Below are 14,971 nucleotides of genomic sequence, written 5' to 3' on the forward strand. Positions count from 1 at the left end.
ACCCTCCTTTTTATTCATTCTATTAAAAGACAACTCTTATTATTATATACTATTTTTAATTTATACATAAAGAAAAAGCATGATTCCATTAGAAAATCATGCTTTCCCTCTATTATTGACGCTTTATAAATTTCGCTAAATCTTTAAACTTCACTTTATCAGAGTAATTCATTACACCATTTACATAGATACGACTTGTAACAGCATTTAATATACCAATTGTCGCCAATAAAACTACTAATGTTATCGTAATCTCTAGCATACCTGCTTCACCGGCTACAATCCGCGAGAAGGTGACCATCGGTGTGAAAAACGGAACATACGAACTTACAACAACAATAGTACTATTTGGATCACTTAATGATTTAATACTAATGAAGAATGCAGCCATGATCAAAATCATTATCGGGAAAGATACAGCTTGTAAATCCTCTGTCTTAGACACAACAGCTCCAGCCGCAGCGTACATCATCGCATAAAGTAAATACCCCGTAATGAAATAAACAAGAAACATACTTATAACCTTTGCATCTAATTTTGTAAAGTCAATTGGAACGCCAAGTAATGAAGCACTTTCTAAATCGACCCAACCTAACAAATAAGGAATAAGATAACCACACGCCAATATTACAAGTTGTAATAACGCCGTTGAAACAACCGCCAAAATTTTCGCATACATCATCGTAAGAGGCTTTACTTTCGGAAGCATTACTTCCATTACACGTGACGCCTTTTCAGATGCAATATTCATTGCGATTGTATTTCCGAAAGCTACAATAAACATATACAAAGCAAATGTAAAGAAATATGCAATTCCGAAAGAAGATGTACGATCTTTTATCGCTTCTTGCTTCACTTGAATTTCTGCTTGTAATTGCTGCGCAATTTCTGGTGAAACATTATTTTTTGCAATCGTCACCTTCGTATATTGTTGTTTTAAATAACCCGCCATAATCGCAGAAGTCGCTTGGCTTGGAAATCCATTATACATATATGTAACTGCTGGAGTCCCATCCTTTTCCGTCACATGGAATAGACCATCTAAATCTCCCTCTTCTACTTGCTTATGTAGTTTATCAAAATCATCTTTTGAACCGACCGTTATTTTTGCTGATGGCAATAGCTTATTTAGCTCTTCTTTTTGTACTTTGTATGTGGAACTCTCTACTACAACTGCAATTTTATCTTTATCCTTATTTTTATCATCGCCTGAAGTAAAATGATTAAATGCAAAAATCCCAAACACAACCAAAAATAAAATCGCACTCGTAATTAATGATTTTTTAGATAAAAATGCTTCTTTAAAATAAAATGAAAATACATGAGAAAATTTACGCATCTTTATTTCGCCCTCTCTACAAAGATTTCGTTTAACGTCGGCTCTAACATTTTAAATTGTCGTAAACCAACACCTTGTTCTTGCAATTGTTGCAAAATCTTTAGAGCTTCTGCATCATCTTGTACTTTCACATAAAGAAGGCCTTGTTGTTTTTCATATGAAACATGTATAGCTTCTAATCCTTTTTCATTCTCTTTTGTATCTTCGATTGTTAAATTACGAAAACCGTATTCTTTCTTAATATCACTTAATTGTCCTTCTACGACCGCTTCACCTTTTTTCAAAATACATACATGTTGGCAAAAAGCCTCTACTTGCTCCATACGGTGACTAGATAAAATAATTGTCTTTCCGCTCTGTACTTGTTCTCCAATAATACTAGCCAACATTCCAGCATTAACTGGATCAAGTCCGCTAAATGGTTCATCCAAAATAAGAAGTTCTGGATCATGAAGAAGAGCAGCAATCAATTGAATTTTTTGCTGGTTCCCTTTCGAAAGTTCTCCTGCTGTTTTGAATTTATATTCTGGGATTGCTAAGCGCTCTAACCAGTAATCAATTGCAAGATCCACTTCTTTTTTCGTCATTCCTTCTAATCTGCCAAAATATCGCAACTGATCTATTACTCTACTTTTTGTATATAATCCTCTTTCTTCTGGTAAATATCCAATTGTTACCCCGCTATCACCAAATGATTTTCCATCCCACGTAATAGAACCTTCATTTGGCGTTAATAAACCTAGTAACATTTTAATTGTCGTTGTTTTCCCTGCACCATTTCGGCCAAGTAACCCTAACACTTCACCTTTCGGTAACGAGATTTGCAAACCATTAACCGCTTTAGATTCTCCGAATATTTTTGTTAAGTTTTGAATTTGTAAACTCAATGTATAAAGCCTCCCCTTTAGTATCATTCGTACCCTCTGTTAAAGCCTATGATTGTTCAGAATGAAATATAGTACTATATTTCATTCTCTTATATGTATCACTACATCTAACCCATCATTTGTTTCATTTAGTTAAAATTGTAAATAAAAATCCTGTTTTTGTCAATTTTAATTGTCATTACGACAATAAAACTTGTCAAAATAATTATTATTATTATTTAACTGACCTTTCTAATATAGGACAAACTACTACATATACAAAAGACAATATGCAAATGTTCATAAAAAAATATCATATTTTAATATATAATATAAAATGATTTTCTAACATCGAGGAGGATACATATGAAGATGAAGAGGGGTATTACCAGTTTATTATCTATAGCCGTTCTTTCCACATCGCTTGTAGCATGTTCAGGAACAGCTGAGAAAACAGTGGCAAAAGAAGAGAAAGTACAATTAACAGACCAGCAATTAATGGCTGATTTATGGTATCAAACAGCTGGCGAAACGAAAGCACTATACTACCAAGGATACAATATTGGTCAATTTAAGCTTGATGCAGCTCTTGCAAAAGGGACAGGCAAAAAACCTGCTATCGTACTTGATTTAGATGAAACTGTTTTAGATAACAGTCCTCATCAAGCAATGAGCGTAAAAACAGGAAAAGGCTATCCTTATAAATGGGACGATTGGATTAATAAGGCTGAAGCTGACGCTCTTCCAGGCGCTATTGATTTCTTAAAATATACAGAGTCTAAAGGTGTAGATATTTACTACATCTCAAATCGTAAAACGAATCAACTAGATGCAACAATTAAAAACCTTGAGCGTGTAGGGGCTCCTCAAGCAACGAAAGAACATATATTACTACAGGACCCGAAAGAAAAAGGGAAAGAAAAGCGTCGTGAACTTGTTTCTCAAACACATGACATCGTCCTATTCTTCGGTGACAACTTATCTGATTTCACTGGTTTTGATGGAAAATCTGTAAAAGATCGCAATGAAACAGTAGCAGAATCAAAAGCACAATTTGGTGAGAAATTCATCATTTTCCCTAATCCAATGTACGGTGATTGGGAAGGTGCTCTATATGACTATAATTTCAAAAAATCAGATGCAGAAAAAGACAAAATCCGTCGTGACAATTTAAAATCATTTGATGCAAAATAACAAAGAGGATGGCCTTCGCCATCCTCTTTTATTGCATATTTCTTGTTAAAGGTAAAATAAATACTTCTACACGTCTATTTTTCGCTTTTCCTTCTGGCGTATCATTTGGTGCAATTGAACGGTATTCTCCATAACCAACTGCACTAAATTTTTCTGGTTGCAATTCTTTATTTTGGAGTAACACCTGCATAAAATTAACTGCACGCTGTGTACTTAACTCCCAGTTTGATGCAAACTGAGCATTTGCGATAGGAACCGTATCTGTATGACCCGATACTGTAATTTCACGAGGTGATGCTGAAACAAGTAGGTTAGACATCTCTTTTGCAATCCCTAACGATTCCAACTTCACATCTGCTTTCCCTGAATCAAATAGTACATTTTCTAATATCGTTAACATTAATCCTTTTTCAGTTAACTTAGTTTGAAAAGAAGAGGATAGTTGTTTCTCATTAATATATTGATCAATCTTTTTTTGTAATGCTTTCAACTCATCCATTTCTTTTTTTTCTTTAGCTCTATCTTCCGCTTGTTTTTTTGCTTGTTCTGCCTCAAGGCTATTTGCTGATAATTCTTTTTCCTCATTTGGTTTTTGATCGCTTAAAAATTCTTTATTTCCTGTTCCACCGGCTAACTCACTTCGAAAAGCAACTGCCATTTGTTTAAACTTCGCAGCATCTATACTACTCATTGCGAATAATACGATGAACAATGCAAATAACAACGTTAACATATCAGAATATGGAATTAACCAAGTTTCATCGATATGCTCATCATGTTTTTTCTTTTTACCTCTTCTATTTTTCTTACTCCGCATTTTTTTCTGCTCCTTTTTCTAGCTTTTTACGCTCAGTTGCAGAAAGTGCACCTAAAATGCGGTTCTTCATAATAAACGGATATGTACCTTCTTGTAACATTAATAAACAATCAATAATTAAACGTTTCTTCTCTAATTCAGCAGCAGACTTTTGCTTTAATTTATTTGCAAACGGATGCCATAATACGTAACCTGAAAAAATACCGAAAATCGTTGCAATAAACGCACCTGAAATAGCATGCCCTAGCTTTTCAATATCAGTTAAATTTCCAAGTGCAGCTACAAGACCAATAACAGCACCTAAAACCCCTAGTGTAGGTGCATATGTACCAGCTTGCGAGAAAATAGCAGCCCCTTTTGCATGTCTCTCTTCAATCGCTTCTAATTCGGCTTCTAAAATTTGTTCTAAATCCTCTGCAGATACACCATCAATAACAAATTTCATACCACGCAAAAGAAATTCATCTTCAATTTCATCTAATTGTTGCTCTAAAGACAAAATACCGTATTTTCTACTCTCAGATGTCCAATGAACAAATAATTCTAGCAATTGTTCATAACTTAAATCTTTTTTATTTGAACCAAAAAGAACTTTAAATAATTTTGGAACTCTTTTTAGTTGATTCATCGGAAATGCAATACACACTGCAGCAAATGTACCGACGAAAATAATTAGTGCTGCGGCAGGATTTAGTAAGGCTGTTATGTCAGCGCCCTTGACGACCATCCCTACGACTACCGCTAATACTCCTAAAATGATTCCAATAATTGTTGCAAAATCCATTCCCATCCACTCCTAGTCTATACCAGAGGTCTTTTATTCTCAATAATCGCTACATCTTCTTATATACATATATTACATAAAAAATGAACTTCATGAAAGATAAGAAATGAATTATATGAAAAAATACTACATTTTCACACATTTTCTGACATTTTCTTTGCATTTCTATTACGTTACGACTCTTATATTTCTTTTTCAACAAACTAGACTTATAATAAAAACGATACATATTTTATTAAGAAAGGACTGTGATTACAGGGCATCATGAAAAAAATAATAATTATTTCTGCCGCTACTATTGTAATCGGTATCACATCTTTCGTTTACTTTGGTTCTAAATCACCACTACAAAACGAAGCGAAAGCTGTCGAAAATCAAAAACATAATAACCACCAAAAAGAAGAGATTCCTGCTTTTCAAAAAGCTGATCATAATGCAAAGAAACTAGATGATAATTTTTCCGTTGTAACAAATCCAGATTCTGCTCTTGTATTAGTCAATAAACATCGTAAATTACCAGATGGGTACATTCCAGAAGATTTGACGAAACCGAACGTACCATTTACTAGTCCAAAAGATAAAGAGAAAACATTACTTCGCAAAGATGCTGCAGACGCTCTTGAAAAAATGTTCCAAGCAGCGAAAGAAGAAGGTTTAGAACTTACAGCAGTTTCAGGTTACCGTTCTTACAAACGCCAACAGTCATTACATAATACATATATTAAACGCCAAGGAAAAGCTGAGGCTGATTCGGTAAGTGCAATTCCTGGAACAAGTGAGCATCAAACCGGTCTAGCAATGGATATTAGCTCAAAATCTGCTAAATTCCAATTAGAACCAATCTTCGGAGAGACAGCAGAAGGAAAATGGGTTGCAGAACATGCCCATGAGTTCGGATTTGTCATTCGTTATTTAGAGGATAAAACAAAAACAACAGAGTATGCATATGAACCGTGGCACTTACGCTACGTCGGTAATCCATACGCCACATACATATATAAGCACCACCTAACATTAGAAGAGGCGATGGAGGACAAAAAATAAGAGAGCGAATCGCTCTCTTATTTTTCTTTTATTCTATTATAATAGCAATTCCTTCCATTCCTCAGGCCACGGTTCGCCTCTTCCAGTTTTTTTCGATGCTTGGACCATCATACCGCGTCCAACTAAACAAACTTCTCCTTCTGCATTTTTGACCATATAGTGTAAATCTAAAGAGGAATTCCCAACCGCTCCCGCCTTTACATATACTTTCAACTGCTCATCAAAATAAATTTGTTTAATAAAATTGCATTGTAGATCTGCGACGACTATCATCGTTTCTGATGATTCATGTGTCCATTCTTGCATAAATCCGAGTTCTTTAAACAATGCGATACGCGCTTCTTCAAAATATGTAAAAGCAACGACATTATTTACATGTCCAAACATATCTACTTCACCAAAACGAACTTTGACAGGATTATAAAATGAAAAACCACTTTCCCATTGCTCAAAGTCTTCAATATAAGAAATTCTCTTCATCGTTCCCTCTCCTTTTCGCCCTTAAAATAAACTGAATAAACAGAAATATAAAGTTATAAATATTGCCTCTTCAACATGAAGAGGCAATATTTATTAATAGTTATTGTCGCTACCAAAGAAATCTTTGAACGATTGAATTGTTGTATCACGGTTTAATGCTGCAATTGAAGTTGTTAATGGAATACCTTTCGGACATGATTGCACACAGTTTTGAGAGTTACCACAGTTTGCAAGTCCTCCATCACCCATAATTGCACGTAAGCGATCTGCTTTATGCATTTCACCAGTTGGATGCGAGTTAAATAAACGTGCTTGTGAAAGCGGTGCTGGACCAATAAAGTCAGACTTACTGTTTACGTTCGGACATGACTCTAAGCAAACACCACATGTCATACATTTCGAAAGTTCATATGCCCATTGACGCTTTTTCTCTGGCATTCTTGGACCTGGTCCTAGGTCGTACGTACCGTCGATTGGAATCCAAGCTTTAACACGTTTTAACGCGTTAAACATACGGCTACGGTCAACTTGTAAATCACGTACAATCGGGAATGTCTTCATCGGCTTTAAGCGAATTGGTTGCTCTAACTGGTCAATAAGGGCTGTACATGATTGACGTGGTTTTCCGTTAATCACCATCGAACATGCTCCACATACTTCCTCTAAGCAGTTCATATCCCATGCAATCGGAGTTGTTTGGTTCCCTTTTGAGTCGACAGGATTACGGCGAATTTCCATAAGCGCCGAAATAATATTCATATTAGGACGATATGGAATTTCAAACTCTTGGTCAAACTCTTGTGCATCTGGGCCATCTTGTCTCGTAATGATGAGGCGGATTGTTTTCTCAGACATGTTGTTTATCCCCCTTCTCTTCACCCTTAGCAGCTACATCATGTTTTGAGGAATAGTCACGTTTACGTGGTTTAATTAATGAAACATCCACTTCTTCGTAATGGAATGCTGGTGCCTTTCCTTCTCCCTCAAATTTCGCCATCGTAGTTTTTAAGAAGTTTGCATCATCACGATTTGGGAATTCTGGTTTGTAATGCGCTCCGCGGCTTTCATTACGGTTATATGCGCCAATTGTAATAACACGTGCTAACTCGAACATATTTGCAAGTTGGCGTGTAAATGAAGCACCCTGGTTACTCCATCTTGCTGTATCGTTAATGTTAATGCGTTTGTAACGCGCCATTAACTCTTCAATTTTCGCATCAGTTTCTAGTAACTTTTTATTTTCACGAACTACTGTAACGTTATCTGTCATCCATTCTCCAAGCTCTTTATGAAGAACATATGCATTTTCGTTACCATCAAGCATTAAAATATTGTTAAATTTCTCTGTTTCAATTAATTCATTTTGCTCATATACAGTAGATGAAACAGCATCAGATGATTTAGAAAGACCTTTCATATACTCAATTGCGTTCGGTCCTGCTACCATACCACCGTAAATTGCTGATAATAATGAGTTCGCACCAAGGCGGTTACCACCGTGCATAGAATAATCACACTCACCTGCTGCAAATAAACCTGGAATACTTGTCATTTGCTTATAATCAACCCATAATCCGCCCATTGAATAGTGAACTGCTGGGAAGATTTTCATTGGTAGTTTACGAGGATCATCACCTGTAAATTTCTCATAGATTTCAATAATTCCACCAAGTTTAATATCTAGTTCTTTCGGATCTTTATGAGAAAGATCTAAGTACACCATGTTTTCACCGTTAATACCTAGCTTTTGCTCTACGCAAACATCAAAGATTTCACGCGTTGCAATATCACGAGGTACAAGGTTTCCGTAAGCTGGATATTTTTCTTCTAAGAAGTACCATGGCTTACCATCTTTATACGTCCAAACACGTCCACCTTCACCACGTGCAGATTCACTCATAAGACGTAACTTATCGTCTCCAGGAATTGCCGTTGGATGAATTTGAATGAACTCACCGTTCGCATAATATGCACCTTGTTGATATACAGCAGACGCTGCTGTACCTGTATTAATAATAGAGTTTGTTGATTTTCCAAAGATGATACCAGGGCCCCCTGTTGCCATAATCACGGCATCAGCTTGGAAACTTTTTACCTCCATAGTTTGTAAGTCTTGCGCGACGATTCCTCGGCACACACCTTCATCATCTACAACAGCTCGTAAGAAATCCCAACCTTCATATTTCGTTACAAGTCCTGCTACTTCATGACGACGTACTTGCTCATCTAATGCATATAGTAATTGTTGACCAGTTGTTGCGCCAGCAAATGCTGTACGGTGATGTTGTGTTCCACCGAAACGACGGAAATCCAGAAGTCCTTCTTCCGTACGGTTGAACATAACACCCATGCGGTCCATTAAATGAATAATACCAGGTGCTGCATCACACATCGCTTTAACTGGTGGTTGGTTCGCTAAGAAGTCCCCACCATAAATTGTATCGTCAAAGTGGATCCATGGAGAATCCCCTTCACCTTTTGTATTTACGGCACCGTTAATTCCACCTTGGGCACATACAGAATGTGAACGTTTTACTGGTACTAAAGAAAATAGTTCAACATTTACTCCTGCTTCTGCCGCTTTAATCGTTGCCATTAAGCCGGCCAAGCCACCGCCGACTACTATAAGTTTCCCTTTCATGCTCTCCCACTCCTTACTGGTTTGCTAGCTGTGGATCGATGAACGCTAATAATGCACTCACACCTACATAAGATAGACCTAAGAAAATAGCTAATGTTACATAAGTAGAGATTCTTTGTGAACGTGGAGATACTGTAATTCCCCAGCTTATACAGAATGTCCATAGTCCATTTGCAAAGTGGAAAATTGTTGAAACAACACCAACTAAATAGAAACCAAACATAAATGGGTTGTTTAAAATATCTGCCATCATATCATAGTTTACCTCTTTACCTAACAATGCTTGAATACGAGTTTCCCAGACGTGCCAAGAAATGAAGATCAGCGTAACGATACCTGAAATTCGTTGGAAGACGAACATCCAGTTACGGAAATAGCCGTAAGATACCGCATTGTTCTTAGCTGTAAATGCAATATATAAGCCATATATAGCATGGTACAGTATAGGTAAAAAGATGATGAAAATTTCTAGCGCATACCGGAATGGAAGGAGCTCCATAAAGCCTGCAGCTTTGTTAAAAGCCTCTGCTCCTCTTGTTGCAAAGTTGTTTACAATTAAATGTTGCGTCAAAAAGACACCAACCGGAATGACCCCCATTAATGAGTGCCACTTACGAAACGTATACTCGCGGCCTTTCATGTCCCCATTACCCCCTTGAATGTTTGACTGCTGTTTTCAGATTAATTTACAACAATAATGTTTTTTCACTATTGGCATAAGAAAAACTGAAAAAATTATTCGAAATATTTCAGCATAATTTGATAACAAGTTCATTTTACCCCTATTTTTGTCGAAGCGTCAAGAAAACGTATACATAATTTGCACATAATTTGCATATAATTTGCCAATTCTTTTTTTTTCTTATATATTCAGATTTCCCCAAAGAAAAATCTATTTTTATAAATGAAAAATGTTATATAATAATCCCTATAGAAAGAGGGGAATATTGTGAGCAAAAATACAATCGATATAACATCTTTAGAAGATGTTTCATTGAACGCCTTCGCTTATGAATTGCTACGTGAAGAATTACTACCTGATTTAATTGGTAACGATTTAGATGGTATTTTATACTGGGCCGGTAGAAACCTTGCGAGAAAATATCCGCTAGAAACAATTGAAGAAGTCATTCAGTTTTTTGAAAAAGCTGGTTGGGGCACTTTAAGCATCATTGAACATAAACGTCGTGAAATGCAGTTTCAACTTAAAGGTACACTTATTACTGAGCGTCAAAAACAAAAAAGACATTCATCTTATCAATTAGAAGCTGGATTTATCGCCGAGCAAATTCAAAGACAAAGAAACGTCGTTGCAGAGTCCTATGAGGAACAGAAAAAGCGTTCAGACTCTATTACATTTCTTGTTAAATGGGATATAAAAGATCTCATTGAAGTGTAGCATCTACCTACAGTCAACTAGACATATAAGTTTAGTTGACTTTTTTGTATATTCATTCAGATGATTTTATTTTAAATCTTCAGAAATTATACCAAAAAACAGAAGACGTTGTAAACTACAACGTCTTCTTATCTGTTAAATAAGTATATATCATCTCTGCAACATTTTTCGGCATACCTGCTTCGACAAATTCAGCTATGGAAGCTTCTTTCATCTTTTTTAACGAGCCAAAATGTTTTAACAATACCTTTTTTCGTTTATCGCCGATTCCTGGAATATCATCCAATGCTGATTGAATGACCGATTTCCCGTGCAACTGGCGATGGAATGTAATTGCAAATCTATGCACTTCATCTTGAATGCGTTGCAATAAATAAAATTCTTGGCTATTCCTCTCAAGCATCACAGGTTCAGGTGGATCTCCAATAATTAAATGGGAGGTTTTATGTTTGTCATCTTTTACAAGCCCTGCCATCGGAATATATAAACCGAGTTCGTTCTCCAGAACATCACTTGTAGCGGCCAGATGGCCTTTTCCACCATCAATAATGATTAAATCTGGTAAAGGTAAATTCTCTTTAAGCGCCCTCGTATAACGGCGTCTTACAACTTCCCTCATAGATTCGTAATCATCAGGACCTTGAACCGTTTTAATTTTATATTTCCGATATTCTTTCTTCGCTGGTTTCCCATCGATAAAAGCAATCATTGCGGAAACGGGATTTGTCCCTTGAATATTCGAGTTATCAAACGCTTCAATACGATATGGGGTTTCAATGCCCAGCTGCTTCCCTAAATTATCAATGGCTTTAACCGTCCGCTCTTCATCACGTTCAATTAAGTGAAATTTCTCTTCTAGTGCAATTTTTGCGTTTTTATTTGCTAATTCTACAAGGTCTTTTTTCTTCCCACGCTTCGGCTGTGTCGCTTCAACTTCTAAAAAGCGCTCTACTAATTCTGAATCTATACTTCCTGGAACAACAATTTCCTTCGGCTTGAAATGACTACTGTTTTCATAAAATTGACCGATAAAAGTTAAAAATCCCTCTTCTGGTTCATCATAAATCGGGAACATAGAAACATCACGTTCAATTAGCTTTCCTTTTCGAACGAAGAAAACTTGAACACACATCCACCCTTTATCAACTGCATATCCAAACACATCACGATCCACTAAATCACTCATAATCATCTTTTGCTTTTCCATAATTGCATCAATATGAGCAATTTGATCTCGCAACTCTTTCGCCCGTTCAAATTCTAGCTTTTCTGAAGCCTCATACATCTTCGTTTCTAATTCTGAACGAATTTCTTTATGCCCACCGTTTAAGAATTTAATAATTTCATCAACAATTTCTTTGTTTTGCTCATCCGTTACTTCTTTCACACAAGGTGCTAAACATTGACCCATATGATAATACAAGCAAACTTTATCTGGCATATTTGAACATTTACGAAGTGGATACATACGATCTAATAATTTCTTTGTTTCATGTGCCGATTGCGCATTTGGATAAGGTCCAAAGTACTTTCCTTTATCCTTTTTTACATTTCGCGTAATGAGTAAGCGCGGCTGTTTTTCAGCTGTAATTTTAATGAAAGGATATGTTTTATCATCTTTTAATTGAATATTATATTTTGGATCATATTTTTTTATTAAATTTAACTCTAAAATAAGAGCCTCCAAATTTGAGGAAGTCACAATATATTCAAAATCAACAATTTCTCCAACAAGCCGAAGTGTTTTCCCATCATGCGAACCAGTAAAGTACGAGCGCACACGATTTTTGAGTACCTTTGCTTTTCCGACATATATAACCGTTCCCTGCTTATCCTTCATTAAATAACAACCAGGTTGATCGGGCAAAATTGCTAACTTCTCTTTTAAATGCTCGTGCACTCGTCTCCCTCCATTTCTACATGCTTATGCTTATCATTTTTATTTTCACATAAAAACATACTATGCCAAAACACCCAACATACGTTCTTTTATTGTAACGGAAAGGTTGTAAAAAAGAAAATAAAAAAAGCTACCAAATGGTAGCTTCTTTATTTTAGAAGTGTTTAGAAACTAATTCTACTAACGCTTCTTTCGGTTTATATCCTAACGCTTGATCAACCACTTTACCGTCTTTTAATACGAAAAGAGCTGGAATGCTCATTACTTCGAATTGACGAGCAGTTTCTTGGTTTTCATCAACGTCCACTTTTACTACTTTTACTTTCTCGCCTAACTCTGAATCGATTTCCTCTAATACAGGAGCGATCATTTTACAAGGTCCGCACCAAGGCGCCCAGAAATCTAATAGTACAACACCTTCGCTAGTTTCAGCTGCGAAGCTTTGGTCATTTGCATTTATAATTGCCATTTTATTTCCTCCTTCAAGTATATTCTACCAAGAGTATATCATTAACTTTTATACGTGGCGAATATTATGTATCGTTATGTATTGTAACAAAAAAATGTTCCTTTATACTATATAAAAATATGGATGAAATACTAAAAAGATGAGAGACAGGGGATCTCTCATCTTTTTCTATATATAGGGGTACTTCACTTGGAACTCAAGGGTACTCAAATCATGAATGTACTTTTAACTTTTTAAACTCTTCTGTTAAAAGAGGTAATACTTCAAACAGATCACCGACAATACCATAGTCAGCTACTTTGAAGATACTAGCTTCTGGATCTTTATTAATCGCAACAATTATTTTTGAATTAGACATACCAGCTAAATGCTGAATCGCACCAGAAATCCCGCATGCAATGTATAGGTCTGGTGTAACAACTTTACCTGTTTGACCAATTTGTAATGAATAATCACAGTACTCAGCATCACAAGCACCACGAGATGCTCCAACAGCGCCGCCTAGTACGTCAGCTAATTCTTTTAACGGTTTAAATCCTTCTTCACTCTTCACACCACGTCCACCAGCTATAATAACTTTCGCTTCAGAAAGATCAACACCTTCTGCAGTTTTACGGACAACATCTTGAATGATTGTACGTAAATCTTTCACATCAACTGTAATAGAAGACACGTCAGCTGTGCGAGACTCGTCTTTTTCAAGAGTTGCAATGTTATTTGGACGCACTGTCGCAAATAATATACCATCTGTTACGATCTTCTTCTCAAATGCTTTACCAGAGTAAATCGGACGAGTGAAGATAACATTTCCACCTTCAACTTCTAAAGCCGTTACGTCAGAAATTAAACCAGCTTCTAATTTCGCTGCTAATTTTGGTGATAAATCTTTACCAAGTGCCGTATGTCCAAATACAATGCCTTCTGGCTTTTCTTCAGCATATACAGCTAAAAACGCTTGTGCATATCCATCAGATGTATATGATTTTAATTTATCATTTTCAACTGTCACAACGCGATCTGCACCGTAATGAATCAATTCATTTGCAAAAGAGGCAACGCTGTCTCCAACTAGAAGACCTACCACTTCACCGCCTTCTGCAATTGTTTTTGCTGCTGCTACCGCTTCAAACGAAACGTTACGTAGCGATCCATCACGAACTTCACCCATTACTAATACTTTACGAGCCATAGATTTTCCCTCCTGCATATATAATTTCGTATTTTATTAGATTACTTTCGCTTCTGTATGGAGCAACGATACAAGTTCTTTTACTTGATCTTGCAGCTCGCCTTGTAACACTTTTCCTGCATCTTTCTTAGGAGGCAAATAGATTTCAATTGTTTTTGTTTTTGCTTCCACATCATCTTCTTCTAGATCTAAATCATCTAATTCTACTTCTTCTAGTGGCTTTTTCTTCGCTTTCATAATACCTGGAAGCGATGGATAACGCGGTTCGTTTAAACCTTGTTGTGCCGTTACTAAAACTGGTAATGACGTTTCAATAACTTCTGTATCACCTTCAACGTCACGCTCAATCTTCACGTTTGTACCGTCAATCTCAAGTTTTGTAATTGTCGTTACGTACGGAATATTTAACGCTTCAGCTACGCGTGGACCAACTTGTCCAGATGCACCGTCAATCGCAACGTTTCCGCCTAAAATTAAATCTGCATCTTTATCTTTTAAATATTCAGCAAGCACTTTTGCTGTTGTAAATTGGTCACCATTCTCAACATCATCTTCAATGTTAATTAGTACCGCTTTATCGCAGCCCATCGCTAATGCTGTGCGAAGTTCTTTTTCACTATCCTCGCCACCAACTGTTATAACAGTAACTTCTCCACCTTGTGCATCTCTTACTTGAATCGCTTCTTCAATCGCATATTCATCGTAAGGGTTGATGATGAATTCCGCTTCGCCATCGTAAATTGCACCGTTTTTAATTACGATTTTTTCTTCTGTATCAAATGTTCGTTTCATGAGTACGTAGATGTTCATTCCATTTACCCCCTTATTTTTCAGAAAGATTCTATCAAT

At 36.3% G+C, this 14,971-nt stretch carries 15 protein-coding genes; 3 read left to right on the plus strand and 12 right to left on the minus strand.

What is annotated here, in order from left to right; translation table 11 throughout:
• Positions 1-112 precede the first annotated feature (112 nt).
• Entirely contained in the window at positions 113-1,339 is a 1,227-nt protein-coding gene (locus MKX37_RS21970) for an ABC transporter permease (RefSeq protein ID WP_002167617.1), read from the minus strand.
• Between the two features lie 2 nt (positions 1,340-1,341).
• On the minus strand, positions 1,342-2,226 hold the full coding sequence (locus MKX37_RS21975; protein WP_016120853.1) for an ABC transporter ATP-binding protein: 885 nt from the start codon (positions 2,224-2,226) through the stop codon (positions 1,342-1,344).
• Between the two features lie 345 nt (positions 2,227-2,571).
• On the opposite strand from MKX37_RS21975, the gene MKX37_RS21980 reads away from it, so the two are divergent.
• Positions 2,572-3,399: a 5'-nucleotidase, lipoprotein e(P4) family gene (locus MKX37_RS21980; protein ID WP_078422018.1), complete on the plus strand. Its 828-nt coding sequence runs from the start codon at positions 2,572-2,574 to the stop codon at positions 3,397-3,399.
• Positions 3,400-3,427: 28 nt separating this feature from the next.
• On the opposite strand, the gene motB is transcribed toward MKX37_RS21980, so the two are convergent.
• Complete coding sequence (gene motB / locus MKX37_RS21985; RefSeq protein ID WP_002184884.1) at positions 3,428-4,216, minus strand: flagellar motor protein MotB; 789 nt, start codon at positions 4,214-4,216, stop codon at positions 3,428-3,430.
• Positions 4,206-5,000, minus strand: a complete 795-nt coding sequence (gene motA / locus MKX37_RS21990) for a flagellar motor stator protein MotA (protein WP_002129301.1) — start codon at positions 4,998-5,000, stop codon at positions 4,206-4,208. The genes motB and motA overlap by 11 nt, the downstream gene beginning before the upstream one ends.
• A 264-nt stretch (positions 5,001-5,264) precedes the next feature.
• Here motA and MKX37_RS21995 point away from each other — a divergent pair, with 264 nt between their 5' ends.
• Positions 5,265-6,044 carry a M15 family metallopeptidase gene (locus MKX37_RS21995; RefSeq protein ID WP_002088858.1) on the plus strand — a complete coding sequence of 260 codons (780 nt, stop codon included), beginning with the start codon at positions 5,265-5,267 and terminating at the stop codon, positions 6,042-6,044.
• Positions 6,045-6,080: 36 nt separating this feature from the next.
• On the opposite strand, the gene MKX37_RS22000 is transcribed toward MKX37_RS21995, so the two are convergent.
• The 4 genes from MKX37_RS22000 to sdhC form a co-directional block, all read right to left on the minus strand.
• Positions 6,081-6,524 (minus strand): acyl-CoA thioesterase, encoded by a 444-nt coding sequence (locus MKX37_RS22000; protein WP_002088859.1) that lies wholly within the window; start codon positions 6,522-6,524, stop codon positions 6,081-6,083.
• Positions 6,525-6,617: 93 nt separating this feature from the next.
• Positions 6,618-7,379: a succinate dehydrogenase iron-sulfur subunit gene (gene sdhB, locus MKX37_RS22005; protein ID WP_002088861.1), complete on the minus strand. Its 762-nt coding sequence runs from the start codon at positions 7,377-7,379 to the stop codon at positions 6,618-6,620.
• The gene (gene sdhA / locus MKX37_RS22010) at positions 7,372-9,165 is read right to left on the minus strand and encodes a succinate dehydrogenase flavoprotein subunit (protein ID WP_078422019.1); all 1,794 of its coding nucleotides are present in this window, start codon (positions 9,163-9,165) and stop codon (positions 7,372-7,374) included. The genes sdhB and sdhA overlap by 8 nt, the downstream gene beginning before the upstream one ends.
• 13 nt (positions 9,166-9,178) lie before the next feature.
• Positions 9,179-9,805 carry a succinate dehydrogenase cytochrome B558 gene (gene sdhC, locus MKX37_RS22015; protein ID WP_002015407.1) on the minus strand — a complete coding sequence of 209 codons (627 nt, stop codon included), beginning with the start codon at positions 9,803-9,805 and terminating at the stop codon, positions 9,179-9,181.
• A gap of 309 nt (positions 9,806-10,114) precedes the next feature.
• On the opposite strand from sdhC, the gene MKX37_RS22020 reads away from it, so the two are divergent.
• Positions 10,115-10,564, plus strand: a complete 450-nt coding sequence (locus MKX37_RS22020) for a YslB family protein (protein WP_002015405.1) — start codon at positions 10,115-10,117, stop codon at positions 10,562-10,564.
• Positions 10,565-10,679: 115 nt separating this feature from the next.
• On the opposite strand, the gene uvrC is transcribed toward MKX37_RS22020, so the two are convergent.
• The 4 genes from uvrC to etfB form a co-directional block, all read right to left on the minus strand.
• The gene (gene uvrC / locus MKX37_RS22025) at positions 10,680-12,464 is read right to left on the minus strand and encodes an excinuclease ABC subunit C (protein ID WP_002129304.1); all 1,785 of its coding nucleotides are present in this window, start codon (positions 12,462-12,464) and stop codon (positions 10,680-10,682) included.
• A gap of 154 nt (positions 12,465-12,618) precedes the next feature.
• Positions 12,619-12,933, minus strand: coding sequence for a thioredoxin (trxA, locus tag MKX37_RS22030; protein WP_000974757.1), 315 nt, complete (start codon positions 12,931-12,933; stop codon positions 12,619-12,621).
• A 211-nt stretch (positions 12,934-13,144) separates the two neighbouring features.
• Positions 13,145-14,122: an electron transfer flavoprotein subunit alpha gene (gene etfA / locus MKX37_RS22035; RefSeq protein WP_002015402.1), complete on the minus strand. Its 978-nt coding sequence runs from the start codon at positions 14,120-14,122 to the stop codon at positions 13,145-13,147.
• A 36-nt stretch (positions 14,123-14,158) separates the two neighbouring features.
• Positions 14,159-14,932: an electron transfer flavoprotein subunit beta gene (etfB, locus tag MKX37_RS22040; RefSeq protein WP_002184882.1), complete on the minus strand. Its 774-nt coding sequence runs from the start codon at positions 14,930-14,932 to the stop codon at positions 14,159-14,161.
• Positions 14,933-14,971 lie beyond the last annotated feature (39 nt).

The organism is Bacillus sp. FSL R5-0709 (assembly GCF_038004785.1).
GTDB classification, from domain to species: domain Bacteria; phylum Bacillota; class Bacilli; order Bacillales; family Bacillaceae_G; genus Bacillus_A; species Bacillus_A mycoides.

Excerpts from the sequence above, each read along its gene's own strand:
- MKX37_RS21970 (WP_002167617.1), bottom strand. The coding sequence starts at position 1,339 with ATGCGTAAATTTTCTCATGTATTTTCATTTTATTTTAAAGAAGCATTT.
- MKX37_RS21980 (WP_078422018.1), top strand. The coding sequence starts at position 2,572 with ATGAAGATGAAGAGGGGTATTACCAGTTTATTATCTATAGCCGTTCTT.
- motB (WP_002184884.1), bottom strand. The coding sequence starts at position 4,216 with ATGCGGAGTAAGAAAAATAGAAGAGGTAAAAAGAAAAAACATGATGAG.
- motA (WP_002129301.1), bottom strand. The coding sequence starts at position 5,000 with ATGGATTTTGCAACAATTATTGGAATCATTTTAGGAGTATTAGCGGTA.
- MKX37_RS21995 (WP_002088858.1), top strand. The coding sequence starts at position 5,265 with ATGAAAAAAATAATAATTATTTCTGCCGCTACTATTGTAATCGGTATC.
- MKX37_RS22000 (WP_002088859.1), bottom strand. The coding sequence starts at position 6,524 with ATGAAGAGAATTTCTTATATTGAAGACTTTGAGCAATGGGAAAGTGGT.
- sdhB (WP_002088861.1), bottom strand. The coding sequence starts at position 7,379 with ATGTCTGAGAAAACAATCCGCCTCATCATTACGAGACAAGATGGCCCA.
- sdhA (WP_078422019.1), bottom strand. The coding sequence starts at position 9,165 with ATGAAAGGGAAACTTATAGTAGTCGGCGGTGGCTTGGCCGGCTTAATG.
- sdhC (WP_002015407.1), bottom strand. The coding sequence starts at position 9,805 with ATGAAAGGCCGCGAGTATACGTTTCGTAAGTGGCACTCATTAATGGGG.
- trxA (WP_000974757.1), bottom strand. The coding sequence starts at position 12,933 with ATGGCAATTATAAATGCAAATGACCAAAGCTTCGCAGCTGAAACTAGC.
- etfA (WP_002015402.1), bottom strand. The coding sequence starts at position 14,122 with ATGGCTCGTAAAGTATTAGTAATGGGTGAAGTTCGTGATGGATCGCTA.
- etfB (WP_002184882.1), bottom strand. The coding sequence starts at position 14,932 with ATGAACATCTACGTACTCATGAAACGAACATTTGATACAGAAGAAAAA.